At 32.1% G+C, this 16,516-nt stretch carries 11 protein-coding genes; 8 read left to right on the top strand and 3 right to left on the bottom strand.

Annotated features, from left to right (window positions below):
* Positions 1 to 49: 49 nt before the first annotated feature.
* The 3 genes from sbcD to LQ682_RS05205 all read left to right on the top strand — a co-directional run bounded on the left by sbcD (position 50) and on the right by LQ682_RS05205 (position 4,918).
* A complete protein-coding gene (sbcD, locus tag LQ682_RS05215) occupies positions 50 to 1,177 on the top strand; it encodes an exonuclease subunit SbcD (protein ID WP_070045245.1) in 1,128 nt (375 codons plus the stop codon).
* Positions 1,177 to 4,200 (top strand): exonuclease subunit SbcC, encoded by a 3,024-nt coding sequence (gene sbcC, locus LQ682_RS05210; RefSeq protein ID WP_218729304.1) that lies wholly within the window; start codon positions 1,177 to 1,179, stop codon positions 4,198 to 4,200. The genes sbcD and sbcC overlap by 1 nt, the downstream gene beginning before the upstream one ends.
* A gap of 97 nt (positions 4,201 to 4,297) precedes the next feature.
* Entirely contained in the window at positions 4,298 to 4,918 is a 621-nt protein-coding gene (locus LQ682_RS05205) for an SCO family protein (protein WP_016999590.1), read from the top strand.
* 256 nt (positions 4,919 to 5,174) lie between these two features.
* Here the strand turns inward: LQ682_RS05205 and mscL are convergent, their stop codons facing one another.
* Positions 5,175 to 5,534, bottom strand: a complete 360-nt coding sequence (mscL, locus tag LQ682_RS05200) for a large conductance mechanosensitive channel protein MscL (RefSeq protein ID WP_016999589.1) — start codon at positions 5,532 to 5,534, stop codon at positions 5,175 to 5,177.
* 195 nt (positions 5,535 to 5,729) lie between these two features.
* On the opposite strand from mscL, the gene LQ682_RS05195 reads away from it, so the two are divergent.
* The 3 genes from LQ682_RS05195 (at position 5,730) to menI (ending at position 10,902) form a co-directional block, all read left to right on the top strand.
* Positions 5,730 to 7,355: a BCCT family transporter gene (locus tag LQ682_RS05195; RefSeq protein ID WP_070045240.1), complete on the top strand. Its 1,626-nt coding sequence runs from the start codon at positions 5,730 to 5,732 to the stop codon at positions 7,353 to 7,355.
* A 294-nt stretch (positions 7,356 to 7,649) separates the two neighbouring features.
* Positions 7,650 to 10,355, top strand: a complete 2,706-nt coding sequence (gene acnA / locus LQ682_RS05190; RefSeq protein ID WP_070045238.1) for an aconitate hydratase AcnA — start codon at positions 7,650 to 7,652, stop codon at positions 10,353 to 10,355.
* Positions 10,356 to 10,455: 100 nt separating this feature from the next.
* Positions 10,456 to 10,902 (top strand): 1,4-dihydroxy-2-naphthoyl-CoA hydrolase MenI, encoded by a 447-nt coding sequence (gene menI / locus LQ682_RS05185; protein WP_016999586.1) that lies wholly within the window; start codon positions 10,456 to 10,458, stop codon positions 10,900 to 10,902.
* Positions 10,903 to 10,957: 55 nt separating this feature from the next.
* On the opposite strand, the gene LQ682_RS05180 is transcribed toward menI, so the two are convergent.
* Together LQ682_RS05180 and plsY are read right to left on the bottom strand one after the other, a co-directional pair.
* Entirely contained in the window at positions 10,958 to 11,257 is a 300-nt protein-coding gene (locus LQ682_RS05180; RefSeq protein ID WP_016999585.1) for a HesB/YadR/YfhF family protein, read from the bottom strand.
* A 13-nt stretch (positions 11,258 to 11,270) separates the two neighbouring features.
* On the bottom strand, positions 11,271 to 11,849 hold the full coding sequence (gene plsY / locus LQ682_RS05175) for a glycerol-3-phosphate 1-O-acyltransferase PlsY (RefSeq protein WP_016999584.1): 579 nt from the start codon (positions 11,847 to 11,849) through the stop codon (positions 11,271 to 11,273).
* Positions 11,850 to 12,049: 200 nt separating this feature from the next.
* Between plsY and parE the strand changes: the two genes are divergently transcribed.
* Together parE and parC are read left to right on the top strand one after the other, a co-directional pair.
* Positions 12,050 to 14,050: a DNA topoisomerase IV subunit B gene (gene parE / locus LQ682_RS05170; RefSeq protein WP_064204987.1), complete on the top strand. Its 2,001-nt coding sequence runs from the start codon at positions 12,050 to 12,052 to the stop codon at positions 14,048 to 14,050.
* Positions 14,050 to 16,464, top strand: coding sequence for a DNA topoisomerase IV subunit A (parC, locus tag LQ682_RS05165; protein WP_239723971.1), 2,415 nt, complete (start codon positions 14,050 to 14,052; stop codon positions 16,462 to 16,464). Before parE ends, parC begins: the two co-directional genes overlap by 1 nt.
* Positions 16,465 to 16,516: the final 52 nt, after the last annotated feature.

The raw sequence follows: 16,516 nt of genomic DNA, 5'->3' as shown, positions 1-16,516 counted from the left end.
AATGAAGCAAATAAACCTGTCTAACAAATATTTTGAAAGGTGATAGAATATGAAAATTTTACATACAGCTGATTGGCATATAGGAAAAACTATAAACGGCCAGTCATTATTAGAAGACCAAAAATATGTATTAGAACAATTATACGAAGCAGTAAAAGAACATAAACCGGATGTTGTAATCATAAGTGGGGATTTATATGATTTACATTATCCAAGTAAAGATGCAATGGTCGTGTTGGAAGATGCGTTATCTAAGATTAATTTAGAATTAAATACGCCAATAATCGCTATAAGTGGTAACCATGATGGGAAAGAAAGATTGAATTACGGTGAAAAATGGTTTGCTAAGTCAGGATTAAAGATTATGACAGATTATCATGACATGTTTAAACCAGTAGAAATGAATGATATCCATATATACGTTATGCCGTATTTCACGCCTGCTGATATAAGGCAAGCATTTGGCAATAAAGACATACATACACACCAAGAAGCTACTGATTATATCGTTAAACATATGGAAGAAGTGATGGATGACAGTAAAACGAATATACTCGTAGGACATTTATTCGTAGCTGGAGGAGAATCAAGTGATTCTGAAAGACCACTATCAATAGGGACGATTGAAACAGTTAGCGCTCAAACTTTTAAGTCTTTTGATACTGTTATGCTAGGACATTTGCATCATCCATTTGCGATTCAATCAGATTATATATTTTATTCAGGCTCGTTAATGCAATATTCATTCTCTGAACAGAACCAAGCTAAAGGCTATAGGTTGTTTGAATATAGCGAGAGTAGTTTTGAGCAAAACTTTATACCACTAACACCTAAACGTTCTTTTCATATTGTTCAAGCGTCTTATGAAGATGTTATACATGAAAATATTACAATTCAAAATCAGGAAGACTATTTTCATTTTAAATTGACGAATATGGATCATGTAACGGATCCACTTATGAAGATACGTGCTATATATCCAAATACATTACAAATATCTAGACAAGATTATGAAGTGAAAGAAGATGAAATTCAATTAGATGTTCATGCTTTAAGTGATATAGAAATCATAAAGTCATTTTATAGTCATGTAACAGATGAGGAATTATCTGGTATTAAAGAAGAAAAGGTTGTTCAATTACTTGAAAAAGCAATCAATAAAGGAGTTGATGAATAATGAGACCCCTTACTTTAAACATGCAATACTTTGGACCGTTTATTAATGAAACGATAGATTTTAACCATTTATCAAAATCTCAACTCTTTTTAATAAGTGGTAAAACAGGTTCTGGGAAAACGATGATATTTGATGCTATGGTATATGCTTTGTATGGAGAGACATCTACCCAATCAAGAGATAAAGTGGATTTAAGAAGTCACTTTGCAGATCCTAAATTACCGAGTAAAGTGCAATTTGAATTTAAAATTAAAAATGAATCATATTTAGTGGTTAGAACAATTAAATATATAAAAGAAGGAAATAAGAATCCAACAAATTCTACTGTGGAAGTGTATAAAGAAGTAGACGGCGAATGGTCTTTACAGACGAGTACGATAAATGAAAGTAATCAATATTTGAATGATATATTGCATATGAACGTTAAACAATTTAGACAAATTTTAATATTACCTCAAGGGGAGTTTAAGCAATTTTTAATTTCAAATAGTACAGAGAAGAGAAGTATCTTAAGAACATTATTTGATAGTGATCGTTTCGAAGCATTGCAAGAACAATTAGGCGAAGAGATGAAGAAAGAAATTGCTTTAATAGAAAGTCATTATCAGCAAATTTCTCAATGCTTATCAGATTTACATGACTTCGATCACGAAACATTAAAAGAACTAAAAGATATAGAAGGCCATCGCTATAAGAAAGTGGAAAATGCATTAGTACAGTATGAAGAAATAGGTAAAGAAAAATTAGACTATCAGTTGAAAGAATTAAAAGAACAAGAAATAATCGTTAAAAATTTAGAAAAGAAATATGAAGATAAGAAGATCATTAAACAAAACTTTGATACATTACAAGAAAAACAACATGAGTTAAATATGCTTAACGAACAAGTTGAACATATTAATAACTTAAGAGAACAATTAAGGTATTTAAAAACAGTACAAAATATTACGCATCAGTATAATCAATTAAAAGAGAAACAAATTAACAAGAAAGAAACTGAGAAGCAACACGAAGAATTAAAAACAGAAAAGCAAGAAGTTCACAGTCAATTTGAATTTTATAACAACAAGTTAAGTGAAAAGCTCGAAAGCCAAGAGGACATTAATAAGAAAAGAGCATTTATTAATAAGACAAATCATATCTATACAAGCATAGAACAGTATTATGATAGTAAAGAACATTTACCTGAAGCGAAAAAACAACTAGAGAAGTTAAAAGAAGAGATAACTCAGAAGACAAATTCGATTACAACATTGCAAGAATCTTTAAAAAATATAGATGCAGATGATGAAGCAGAACAAAATAAATTAAAACAGCAAGAATCTTTAAAACTTGAATTACAGCAATTAGAAAATACACAAAATCAATTTCAAGAAAAGGAAACACTTATTGCAACTCAGAAAGAGATTAAATCAAAACTAGGTGAGTTAGAACAACAACAAAAGAATATTGAACAAAGCATGAAAGAGTCAGATCCATTTGAAGTATTAACAGTAGAAGATGAAATACTGAAAATTCAAAAGCATGTGCATGAAGGTGATGCTTGTCCTATATGTGGTTCCAACATAGAGAACTTAAACGGTGATATAGATTTTGATTCATTAAGAAAAGAAAAAGAAGAACAGCATGAAATTAAACTAATGCATCAAAAAATTTCTGATGATATTGTCGTATATAAGGAAAGACAAAACAATACAGAATCACAGCTTAAGAAATTAAATGATATTGAATCAGTTTCGGATAAAATACAATCTGTAAACGATGATTTAGAAAAAATACAAAAAGAAATTGCGGACTTGAGAGATAGTAGACAACGTAGCCAAAAAATGAAACAAGAAATGCACGATTTAGAAAAAGGCTTATCTCAAGATGAAATAAATAGTAATAGTATTCAAAATGAAATCAAGAATTATGAACATAACATGGATTATTTTAATAAAGAAACTCAATTTGAATCTATAGAAGACTTTAGTAAACAATTTAAATCGTTTGAAAATGAAATTAAAAGTTATGATCAAGAATTAGAAACATTACAGTCTCGAGTAAATGAATATAAAGAGAAGTTGTACCAAATAGAGAACAAACTAAGTTCTATTAGCGAAAGAAGGCAAATGCTTGAAGAACAAGTAGCATCTATTAAGTCATATTTAGAAAGTGAAATGGATAAGCAACAAATAGAGTCATACGAACAATTAGATAAACTTATATTAAGTGTGAATAAAATTGATGAGTATCAAGTTGAAGTAACAGAATTTGATAAGAAATATATTAAGTTAGAAGCGGATGTAAAAGAATTAACTGAAAAAGTTAAAGATTGTGATGTGCCAAATTTAGAAGACATCATTTCTCAATTAAATACTGCTAAAGAATTAGAAGCAGAAATGACGAAATTAAACACACAATTACAATTAAAAGTTGATCAAAATAAAGACAAACGAGACGCTATTCAAAAGATAATAGCCAAAATAGAAAGAGATTTACAAGAACAAGAAGAAATGATTGAACTATCTAGAGTGATGAACGGTAAGAATAGTGAGAAATTGTCATTAGAAAACTACGTACTCATTTACTATTTAAACAATATATTAGATAGCGCAAATCAACAATTTGTTAAAATGACCAACAATCGTTATCAACTTGTACGTAAAAAAGAAAAGTCTATGGGGTTAAGCGGATTAGAAATAAAAGTGTTCGATAGATTTTCTAATAGAACGAGACATATAACGTCGTTATCAGGTGGAGAAACGTTCCAAGCGTCACTATCTTTAGCGATAGGATTATCTAATATAGTGCAGCAAGAAGCGGGTGCTGTGCACTTAGAATCAATGTTTATAGATGAAGGATTTGGAACGTTAGATGCAGAAACATTAGAAACAGCGCTGGATACACTCGTAAATATACAAATGTCTGGAAGGTTAGTCGGTATCATTTCCCACGTTTCAGAATTAAAAACTAGAATCCCAACCATTTTAAATGTAAATAAAAATGGATTTTTAAGCACAACCTCTTTTACGGTTAACTAAAAGACACAGCAAAGACATAAATTAATGAAAATATGTGTTTAAGTTGTAAATTTAATTTGATATATTTTAATTAATAGCAAATTTTGGGAGTGTTTAGATGAAAAAGGGAATATTTATTGGCTTACTCGCTACCATAATTTTGATAGTTAGTGCTTGTAGTAACAATGCAATAGAACCCGAGAGTCAGTATGGCAACAAATTGCAATCTTTTAACGTCACTGATCAAAATGGCGATAAATTTTCACAAAAAGATATGAAAGGTAAAGTATACATAGCCGATTTTATATTTACTGATTGTGAAACAGTTTGTCCACCAATGACATATAATATGAGTACAGTAATTGACCAATTAGAAAAAGATGGTGTGAAAGATTATGGCGTAATCAGTTTTAGTGTAGATCCTGATAACGATACACCTAAAAAATTAAAAGATTATATTAAACAATATAATGTACCTGATGGAAAATGGACGCTAGTAACGAATTATGACTTTAAATTTATTAAGCAATATGCAGAAGATAATTTTAAATCAATTGTAGCGCCGCCACCAAAAGGTAGTAACCAAGTAACACACGGTACAAGTTTCTATTTAGTTGATCAGAATGGAAAAATTATTAAAACATATAGTGGTCAAGATGCTGGGGATAAGAAATTCCCTAAATCAGAAATCGTAGCTGATGTTAAGACATTAGTTGAAGAAGGCCCAATTGAAGATTAAAATTCATATTTAAATAAACCCCTAAATCGTTAGTATTATTAAGATTTAGGGGTTTTTATTTTTGGAATCTATAAATTGAAGGATAACGTTATTGACACGTTTTGAGAGAAGTGACAACAAGAGTAGTGTTATTGACACGTTTTGAGAGAAATGACAACAAGAGTAGTGTTATTGACACGTTTTGTAAGAAAAGGAAATAAAGAAGAGGCTGAGACACAATAAAAATGGTCTCAGCCTCAAATGGTATATGTAAAACTTACTTTTCACGTAAAGCGTCGCGAATTTCTGTAAGTAATACAGTTTGTTCGTCGATTTCTTCCTCTTCTTCACCTTTTCTCATAACAGTATTTGCAATTTTAATAAAGATGAATAAAGCGAATGCCACGATTATAAAATCAATAATCGATTGAATAAATAAACCGTACTTAATACCCATTAATGACCATTTTTCAGCGAAGTCTACTTCACCAAAAATAAGACCAATTAATGGCATGATTACGTTCTCTACTAAAGATGTAACAATTTTGTTAAAGGCTGCACCAATAACAACGGCGATTGCTAAATCTAAAACATTACCTTGTAAAGCAAAATCTTTAAATTCTTTTAATAATGACATATTAAACACCTCCTCGTCGTCATAATAATACCTTAAACACGCAAAAATTGAAATAGTGAATTTGATTTAAAACTTGATATTTGGTAAAGTATTGAAGTTGCTGTTTTGTTAAAATTATTTTTTAAATTTATTAGGTTAAAAATAATTTAAACGGGAATAAACAATTATGAGTTTGTATTTGAAAGGAGTAGTGCGATGTCGAACGTACATAAATATCCAAATGGTAGAAAAATATCAAATGTGTTTACATTTAGTGCAATAGTAGTAGGTATCATCGTAGCACTCGGTGCTATTTTTCCAACTCAATTTGGCGGTATAACTGCTGATATCAGTGCTTGGATATCTAAATACTTTGGTTGGTATTATATGATTATTACTATATTGATGGTATTTTTCTGTGTATTTATTATTTTTAGCCCAATAGGTAAACTGAAATTAGGTAAACCACAAGATAAACCTGAATTTAATACAATTTCATGGTTTGCTATGTTATTTAGTGCTGGTATGGGTATCGGTTTAGTATTCTATGGTGCTGCTGAACCTATGTCACACTTTATCTCACCACCAACAGCTAGTCCGGAAAGTAAAGCTGCAATGACAGAATCAATGAGATCTACATTTTTACATTGGGGCTTTCATGCGTGGGCAATTTACGGAGTAGTAGCATTAGCGTTAGCTTATGCTCAGTTTAGAAAAGGTGAGCCAGGTCTATTATCTAAAACGCTTAGACCTTTATTAGGTGACAAAGTAGATGGGCCAATTGGAACATTTATCGATGTGTTATCAGTATTCGCTACAGTAGTAGGGGTTGCTGTTTCACTAGGTATGGGTGCTCTACAAATCAATGGTGGTTTAGAATACTTATTCGGTGTTCCGAACAATATCGTAGTACAAGGTGTTATCATTGTTATTGTAACTGTCTTATTCCTTGCAAGTGCATGGAGTGGACTAAGTAAAGGTATTCAATATTTAAGTAATTTGAACCTTATTTTAGCAAGTATATTACTTATTGTTACTTTAATTATCGGCCCTACTATTTTAATTTTAAATATGTTTACATCATCAACTGGAGCTCTATTTGATAGTTTCTTATTTAATGGTTTCGATATTGCACCATTAAATGAGCAAAAGAGTGCGTGGTTAAATGATTGGACACTTTATTATTGGGGCTGGTGGATGAGTTGGAGTCCATTCGTAGGTATATTCATAGCACGTGTATCTCGTGGACGTTCAATTCGTGAATTTATTTTAGGCGTTATGTTAGTACCAACAATCGTCAGCTTCATTTGGTTCAGTGTATTTGGAGTTACAGGTATTGAAGTTGGTAAGAAAACACCTGAAATATTTAAAATGACAACTGAAACACAATTGTTTGGAGTATTTAATGAATTGCCTATGGGCATGCTTTTATCGCTTGTTTCCTTGGCATTAATTTGTATATTCTTTATTACTTCAGCCGATTCAGCTACATTCGTTTTAGGTATGCAAACAACTTATGGTTCATTAGAGCCAGCTGGTAGAATTAAAATTGTTTGGGGTATAGCACAATCATTAATCGCATTTGTGTTGCTATTCTCTGGTGGTGACACTGGGTTAGGCGCATTGCAATCAGCCGCCATAATATCCGCGTTTCCATTTAGTTTCATCATAATTATGATGATTATAGCGTTTTACAAAGATGCTAACCAAGAACGTAAATACCTTGGTTTATCTATTACACCAAATAAACATCGTATGAAAGAATACGTTGAAAAATCAAAACGTGAATACGAACAAGAATTAAAAGAACAAAGAAGATTAGAAAGAGAATTAGAAGACTAATCAATTAAAAACACCTATCAAATTTCACATTAGTGATTATTTGATAGGTGTTTTTTTATTATAAAAATTATATTATTTCTAAAATAAATTTCGTAAAGAGTTGATAATCATTCTCATTTAATAACTAATTTTTATGTATAAACTATTATGCATAAGTAAAACTTATGGTTGCGTATCAAAAACTTGAATGGTAAATATAATGATTTTTAGGGTGAAAGTGTTGTTTTACCTAAGTTTTGATTATACAATTGTATATGAAGCATTTTGATGTACAAATTAAAGGGGGAACAAAAAATGAGCTCAAGTTTAAAAGAACAAGCTAAAAAGTCTTTTGAATTGAACGGTAAAAATTATACGTTCTACAGCTTAAATACATTAGATGAATTAGGTCTTACTAATGTTGATAATTTACCATATTCTATCCGCGTATTATTAGAATCAGTTTTAAGACAGTATGACGGACATGTTATTAAAGAAGAACACATTATGAATTTAGCTAAATGGGGTAAATCAAATGATGCAGATGCTGAAGTACCATTCAAACCATCACGTGTAATTCTTCAAGATTTCACTGGTGTTCCAGCAGTTGTAGATTTAGCTTCTTTACGTAAAGCAATGGATGATGTAGGTGGAGATGTATCTAAAATTAACCCAGAAGTTCCTGTTGATTTAGTTATTGACCACTCAGTTCAAGTTGATAGTTACGCTTTACCATCTTCTTTAGAAATGAACATGAAATTAGAATTTGAACGTAACATTGAACGTTACCAATTCTTACATTGGGCTACTAAATCGTTCGATAACTATCGTGCTGTACCACCTGCAACAGGTATTGTTCACCAAGTAAACTTGGAGTACTTAGCAAGCGTCGTGCACATTAGAGAAGAAGAAAATGAATTAGTGACTTACCCAGATACTTTAGTTGGTACTGACTCTCATACAACTATGATCAATGGTATAGGTGTTCTAGGTTGGGGTGTTGGTGGTATTGAAGCTGAAGCTGGTATGCTTGGTCAACCATCTTACTTCCCGGTACCTGACGTTATAGGTGTTAAATTAACGAACGAACTTCCACAAGGAACAACTGCAACTGACTTAGCATTACGTGTTACTGAAGAGTTACGTAAAAAAGGCGTTGTAGGTAAATTCGTTGAATTCTTTGGTCCTGGTGTAGAAAAATTACCACTAGCAGATAGAGCTACTATCGCAAACATGGCGCCTGAATATGGTGCGACTTGTGGTTTCTTCCCAGTAGATGAAGAATCTCTAAGCTATTTACGTTTGACTGGTCGTACAGAAGAACAAGTTCAAGTAGTAGAAAAATACTTAAAAGAAAATAATATGTTCTTCAAAGCTGAAAAAGTTGATCCAACATATACTGATGTTGTTGATTTAGATTTAGCTACAGTTGAAGCTTCATTATCAGGACCTAAACGTCCTCAAGACTTAATTAAATTAAGCGATATGAAAAAATCATTCGTAGATTCAGTAACTGCTCCAGCAGGTAACCAAGGTCACGGCTTTGATGAATCTGAATTTGATAAAACTGTAGATATTGAATTAGATGATGGTACGAAGACTACTATGACAACTGGTGATTTAGCTATTGCTGCTATCACTTCTTGTACAAACACTTCAAACCCATACGTAATGTTAGGTGCTGGACTTGTTGCTAAAAAAGCAATCGAAAAAGGATTAAAAGTTCCTCCATACGTTAAGACATCTCTAGCTCCAGGTTCAAAAGTAGTTACTGGATACTTAAGAGATGCTGGTTTACAAGATTATCTGAACGAATTAGGATTTAACCTAGTTGGTTACGGTTGTACGACTTGTATCGGTAACTCTGGTCCTTTATTACCTGAAATTGAAAAAGCAATTGCAGACGAAGATTTACTTGTTACTTCAGTATTATCTGGTAACCGTAACTTCGAAGGACGTATTCATCCGTTAGTTAAAGCAAACTACTTAGCATCACCGCAATTAGTAGTAGCTTATGCTTTAGCAGGTACTGTGAATATCGATTTACAACATGATCCAATCGGTAAAGATAAAGATGGTAAAGATGTTTACTTAGAAGAAATCTGGCCATCAATTGAAGAAGTAAGAGATACTGTACTTTCAGTTGTAACACCTGAATTATTCCGTGAAGAATATAAAACAGTATTTGAATCAAACGAAGTATGGAATCAAATTGAAACAACAGATCAACCATTGTATGATTTCGATCCAGAATCAACATATATCCAAAACCCAACATTCTTCGAAGGTTTATCAACTGTACCAGCTGATATTAAACCTCTAAAAGATTTAAGAGTTATGGCTAAATTTGGTGATTCAGTAACAACTGACCATATTTCTCCAGCAGGTGCAATCGGTAAAGATACACCAGCAGGTAAATACCTTCAAGATCATGGTGTAGCAATTAGAGACTTCAACTCATACGGTTCTCGTCGTGGTAACCACGAAGTAATGATGAGAGGTACATTTGCTAACATTCGTATCAAGAACCAATTAGCTCCAGGTACTGAAGGTGGCTTTACAACATATTGGCCAACAGAAGAAATCATGCCTATATATGATGCTTCAATGAAATATCAAGAGAATGGTATCGGCTTATGTGTGTTAGCAGGAAACGACTACGGTATGGGTTCATCACGTGACTGGGCTGCTAAAGGTACTAACTTACTAGGTGTTAAAACAGTTATCGCTCAAAGTTATGAACGTATTCACCGTTCAAACTTAGTTATGATGGGTGTATTACCATTACAATTTAAAGAAGGCGAATCAGCTGATAGCTTAGGTTTAACTGGTAGAGAATCTATTTCAGTAGACTTACACGAAGGTGTAAAACCTCGTGATATCCTGAAAGTAACAGCTACTGATGAAGACGGTAAAGTAACTGAATTTGAAGCGTTAGCTCGTTTCGACTCAGAAGTAGAAATTGACTACTATAGACACGGTGGTATTCTACAAATGGTATTAAGAAATAAATTAGCTTAAACTCAGAAAAACGAGTCTGAGACATTCATTTATGTCTCAGACTCGTTTTATTTATGTTATGATATTAGGGATAGCGATTTAGAAAGAGGGATTATACAAAATGATTTATAGTGAAACACCAATAGATGTACGTTATGCAGAAACAGACAAAATGGGCGTCGTATATCATGCAAATTACGCAATTTGGTTAGAAGTTGCACGTACAGATTATATTTACAAAGCTGGCTTCAGCTATGCAGATATGGAAGAGGCAGGTATCATCTCACCAGTAGTCGATTTAAATATTAAATATAAAAAATCTATTACATATCCTGAGAGAGTTATCATTAAAACGTGGATATCGCATTATTCACCAATTAGGTCAATTTATTCATACGAAATATTGAATGAAGATGGGGAAATTGTGAGTACAGGTTCAACAACGCATGTTTGTTTGAAAAAAGGTACAAATAGACCAATTAGATTAGATAAAAGCTTCCCAGAATGGCATGAAGCTTACTTAAAAATTAAAGAAGAAACAGAACAAGGTATTGATCGAAAATTATAAAAAATAAAAGCAGATAAATCGCCTTAAAGCGACGTTTATCTGCTTGTTTTATAGTTTATTTTGAAGTTTTAGCTTCGTATTTAATTTCTTCGTTATCATTTAAATCGATAAGTAAATCATTATCTTCAAAGTACCATAAATCTTTTTCGTCAATAAAGAATGGAAGGTTATCTTTTTCGTCTTTAAACCCAACTTCAGATGAATTTAAAGGTTCTACAGTGAATGCAGGTGAAAAACCTTGCTTGAGTTGAAATTCACCGCCATAACGCACGAATATTCTTAACGCTTGGTCTTCATTGAATTCTAATTCATTTTTAAACCATTCAACTGCTTTATCTGTAATTTCTAAATTCATAGTGCATTCTCCTTTACATCCATTTGATTTTTGGTTCATTCCCTTTAAATATGCGCACGATATTTGATCGATGTCTTACAAATAATATGATGAATATCGCGATTGAAATAACTAAAAATGGTATATCGCCTATTATAATTGCACCTATAACACAAAACGTCGCTGCAACCATACTAGATAATGATACATATTTAGTTAGGAATAATATAGCAAAGAATATAATTGCAAGTACGATGAGTAATATCGGGTGAACACCCAATACTGCACCAGCACTTGTTGCTACTGCTTTACCACCACGGAATTTCAAGAACACTGGGAATACGTGACCGACAACGGCACACATTCCTATGAAAATACTAGGAATATCTAAATTAAACCATATTGGGAAGAAAACTACAATGAATCCCTTGAAAATATCTAAAAACATTACGATAAATCCAGCTTTTTTACCTAATACTCTAAAAGTATTAGTAGCACCTAAATTGCCACTTCCAAAATTTCTGATATCTTTTTTATAAAATAATTTACCTAACACGAGGCCACTTGGGAAACATCCAATCAAGTAGCTAAGTATAATAACAACAAATGTCATTATAAAACACTCCTTTGTTAGCAGGTACTAATAGTTTACCATAACTAGAAATAGGTTACTATTTAAAATATGATTTTACCATAAGATATAAAGTGAAATTGTACTACTATTAGTGATAGGACTTGCATTTTCCGGAGATTTATAACAAAATAACTAATGTATAGTAAAAAAACGAACGTACGTTTGTAGGAGGAGAAATATTGAATAAACAAGCAAAAGTTCAATATGGTGAAGATTCAATTCAAGTACTCGAAGGTCTTGAAGCTGTTAGAAAAAGACCTGGTATGTACATCGGTTCAACAGATGTTCGCGGACTTCACCATTTAGTTTATGAAATTGTAGATAACTCTGTTGACGAAATTTTAAATGGGTATGGTACTGAAATAGAAGTAACAATACATAAAGATAATAGTATTTCTGTTTCTGATAACGGTAGAGGTATGCCAACAGGATTGCACAAAACCGGCAAACCAACACCTGAAGTTATTTTCACAGTTTTACACGCTGGTGGTAAATTTGGCCAAGGAGGCTATAAGACATCAGGTGGATTACATGGTGTAGGTGCATCTGTAGTGAACGCACTTAGTGAATGGTTAGAAGTAACGATTCACAGAGAAGGCCATACGTATAAACAAAGATTTGAAAAAGGCGGTAGACCAGTTACAACATTAGAGAAAAAGGGGAAGACGAGAAAAACTGGAACAACTGTACATTTCAAACCAGATCCAACAATATTTAAAAATTCTACTCATTATAATTTTGAAACATTGTGTGAAAGACTACAAGAATCTGCGTTTCTATTAAAAGCGCTCAAAATTAAAATAAAAGACTTAAGAGGCGAAGAGCCTAATGAAGTTTTTTATCATTATGAAGATGGTATTAAAGAGTTTGTTAAATATTTGAATGAAGGCAAAGATGTGCTACATGATGTTGCAATGTTTACTGGCACTTCTAATCAAATTGAAGTGGATATTAGTTTTCAGTTTAACGATCAGTATTCAGAAACTATTTTAAGTTTTGTGAATAATGTTCGTACTAAAGATGGTGGAACACATGAAACGGCACTAAAAGCTTCTTTTACAAGAGTATTTAATGAATATGCTCGAAAAATTGGAGAATTAAAAGCAAAAGATAAAAACTTAGATGGTAGCGATATTCGTGAAGGTTTAACAGCTATTATTTCAGTGCGTATTCCAGAGGATTTACTACAATTTGAAGGACAAACTAAATCTAAATTAGGTACGACTGAAGCAAGAGCTGCCGTAGATTCAGTAATATCTGATCAATTACCTTTCTATTTAGAAGAGAAAGGACAATTATCTAAGTCATTATTAAAGAAAGCTGTAAAAGCCTCTCAAGCGCGTGAAGCTGCACGTAAAGCTAGAGAAGAAGCGAGAAATGGTAAGAAGAATAAAAGAAAAGAAACATTGCTCTCAGGTAAGCTAACGCCTGCTCAAAGTAAAAATACTGAGAAAAATGAACTATACTTAGTAGAGGGTGACTCTGCAGGTGGTTCAGCTAAATTAGGAAGAGATCGTAAATTCCAAGCGATCCTACCTTTAAGAGGTAAAGTTATTAATACTGAAAAAGCTAAACTTGAAGATATATTTAAAAATGAAGAAATCAATACGATTATTCATACTATTGGTGCCGGCGTAGGTGCTGACTTTAGTTTAGAAGACAGTAATTACAAAAAAGTTATCATCATGACAGATGCCGATACAGATGGTGCTCATATTCAAGTATTACTTTTAACATTCTTCTTTAAATATATGAGACCTTTATTAGAAGCAGGTCGCGTGTATATTGCATTACCACCTTTATATAAAGTAGAAAAAGGTAAAGGTAAAAAGAAACAAGTTGAATATGCATGGACAGATGAAGATTTAGAAGTATTAATGAAAAAGCTCGGTAAAGGTTTCACACTGCAAAGGTATAAAGGTTTAGGTGAAATGAATGCTGACCAACTATGGGAAACAACTATGGATCCAGAAACAAGAACATTAATTAGAGTAAGCATAGATGACGAAGTACGTTCACAAAGACGTGTGACAACATTAATGGGTGACAAAGTTGAGCCGCGTAGAGAATGGATTGAAAGACACGTCCAATTTGGTATGCAAGAAGATCAAAGCATACTTGAAAGTGATGATATTCAGCTGCTTGATGATGAAATAGAAACAGAGGGGGAAGTTAATTAATGGTTGAACAAATACAAAACCTTCCTTTAGAAGATGTTATAGGGGATAGATTCGGTCGGTATAGTAAATATATTATCCAAGACCGAGCACTTCCTGATGTACGTGATGGTTTGAAGCCAGTACAACGAAGAATTTTATTTGCAATGTACAAAGATGGTAACACTTATGAGCGAAACTTTAGAAAAAGTGCGAAAACAGTAGGTAACGTAATCGGTAATTACCACCCTCATGGTGACTTACCGGTATATGATGCAATGGTTCGTATGAGCCAAGATTGGAAACTAAGACATGTATTGATTGAAATGCATGGTAACAATGGTAGTATCGATAATGATCCTCCAGCAGCAATGCGTTATACAGAAGCTAAACTTAGTAAATTAGCAGAAATACTGCTTCAAGATATAGATAAAGAAACAGTAGAACATGTTCAAAACTTTGATGATACGGCAATGGAGCCTATGGTTTTACCAGCGAGATATCCGAATTTATTAGTAAATGGTTCTACTGGTATTTCTGCGGGTTATGCGACTGATATTCCACCACATAATTTAGGTGAAGTTATTGATGCGACACTAAAATTAATAGATAAACCTACTACAACAATAGATGAACTTATTAAGTTTATTAAAGGACCTGATTTCCCTACCGGTGGTATTATTCAAGGTTTAGATGGTATTAAAAAGGCTTACAAAACTGGTAAAGGTAAAATAGTTGTAAGAAGTAAAGTAGAAATAGAACAAATACGTGGCGGAAGAGAACAAATTATCGTTTCAGAAGTTCCTTTTGAAGTGAACAAAGGTAGTTTAGTTAAAAAAATTGATGAACTACGAGCTGACAAAAAAATAGAAGGCATCGTTGAAGTTCGTGATGAAACTGATAGAGAAGGTTTAAGAATAGCAATTGAGCTTAAAAAAGATATAAATAGTGAAGGCGTTCTAAATTATTTATATAAAAATACTGATCTACAAGTTTTATATCATTTCAATATGGTTGCAATTAACAAGAGAAGACCAGAGTTATTAGGACTTAAAGAGATTTTAGAGAGCTATATTGAACATCAAAAAGAAGTTGTTACTAAACGTTCTCAATATGAACTCTCTCAAGCTGAAAAGCGTATGCATATCGTTGAAGGTTTGATAAAAGCTTTATCTATACTTGATGAGGTAATAGAAACAATTAGAGCTTCTAACAATAAACGTGATGCTAAAGAAAACTTAATTGCAAAATATAAATTTACTGAAGAACAAGCAGAAGCAATCGTAATGCTACAATTATATCGTTTAACAAATACAGATATTGTATCTCTAGAAGAAGAATTCGATGAATTAAAGAAAACAATAGAGCGTCTGAAAGATATTTTAAATAATGAAAGTTCATTGTTAAAAGTGATTAAATCAGAATTAAGATCTGTGAAAAAAGAATTTAGTGATGAAAGAAAAACAGACATAGAAGAAAAAATCTCTGAAATTAAAATTGAAAAAGAAATTCTTGTACCTAGTGAAGAAACGATTGTTTCTATGACACGCGATGGATATGTTAAAAGAACTTCAAATAGAAGCTATCAAGCAAGTGGTGTTGAAGAAGTTGGCTTAAAAGATGGAGATTATTTGTTAAAACATCAAAAAGTAAACACACAAGATACGCTAATTGCTTTTACTTCGAAAGGTCATTATTTATTCATTCCTGTACATGAAATAGCCGATTTAAAGTGGAAAGAATTAGGTAAACATGTTTCACAGATGATTCCTATCGGTGACGACGAAAGAATTATAGATATATTCTTTGAAACTGATTTTAAACCAGAATCTAATTATATAATTGCTACGAAAAACGGTATGATTAAGAAATCAACAAATGATAAATTTAAAGCATCTAGAATTACAAGACCGTTAGTTGCAATGAAACTAAAAGATGATGATGAAGTTATTTCAGTATTGAAAATAACAGAAGATGAACTTTTAACAGTGATAACTGAAAAAGGCATGAGCTTAACGTATGATACAGATGAACTATCAGATATAGGATTAAAAGCTGCTGGTGTTAAATCTATTAACTTAAAAGATAATGATAATGTGGTCATGACAGAAACTTTACCAAGTAACAAATCAGTATTTATTGTCACAGATCGTGGTTCAGTAAAACATATGAAAGCAGACCAATTTGTTCCCGCGAAAAGATCTCAACGTGGTTTAATGATATTAAAAGAATTAAAATCAAAATCACATAAAATTATAAAAGCTTTAACTCTTTCTGAAAATGAAACTTGTATAATTTTATCTGAAAAAGACGTCATTAAAGTAGACACTAAAGACTTTAATTACAGCGAAAGATATACAAATGGTAGATTTATTGTTGATGAAAGTGAGTTTGGTCAAGTCATAGATGCATACTTCGATGAAAAAGCACTTGAATAAAAAAATATAGTCATATACTAATTGTCATGGTAAAATCATGATAATGATTTAT

The sequence above is a fragment of the Mammaliicoccus sp. A-M4 genome (assembly GCF_022386955.1).
Classification (GTDB): Bacteria; Bacillota; Bacilli; order Staphylococcales; family Staphylococcaceae; genus Mammaliicoccus; species Mammaliicoccus lentus.
The sequence above is the reverse complement of the archived record's forward strand: the minus strand, read 5'-3'. Positions and strand labels throughout refer to the sequence as shown.

Coding starts and splice junctions, on each gene's coding strand:
- menI (WP_016999586.1), top strand. CDS start 10,456: ATGATTTATAGTGAAACACCAATAGATGTACGTTATGCAGAAACAGAC.
- LQ682_RS05195 (WP_070045240.1), top strand. CDS start 5,730: ATGTCGAACGTACATAAATATCCAAATGGTAGAAAAATATCAAATGTG.
- acnA (WP_070045238.1), top strand. CDS start 7,650: ATGAGCTCAAGTTTAAAAGAACAAGCTAAAAAGTCTTTTGAATTGAAC.
- sbcD (WP_070045245.1), top strand. CDS start 50: ATGAAAATTTTACATACAGCTGATTGGCATATAGGAAAAACTATAAAC.
- mscL (WP_016999589.1), bottom strand. CDS start 5,534: ATGTCATTATTAAAAGAATTTAAAGATTTTGCTTTACAAGGTAATGTT.
- LQ682_RS05180 (WP_016999585.1), bottom strand. CDS start 11,257: ATGAATTTAGAAATTACAGATAAAGCAGTTGAATGGTTTAAAAATGAA.
- sbcC (WP_218729304.1), top strand. CDS start 1,177: ATGAGACCCCTTACTTTAAACATGCAATACTTTGGACCGTTTATTAAT.
- parC (WP_239723971.1), top strand. CDS start 14,050: ATGGTTGAACAAATACAAAACCTTCCTTTAGAAGATGTTATAGGGGAT.
- plsY (WP_016999584.1), bottom strand. CDS start 11,849: ATGACATTTGTTGTTATTATACTTAGCTACTTGATTGGATGTTTCCCA.
- LQ682_RS05205 (WP_016999590.1), top strand. CDS start 4,298: ATGAAAAAGGGAATATTTATTGGCTTACTCGCTACCATAATTTTGATA.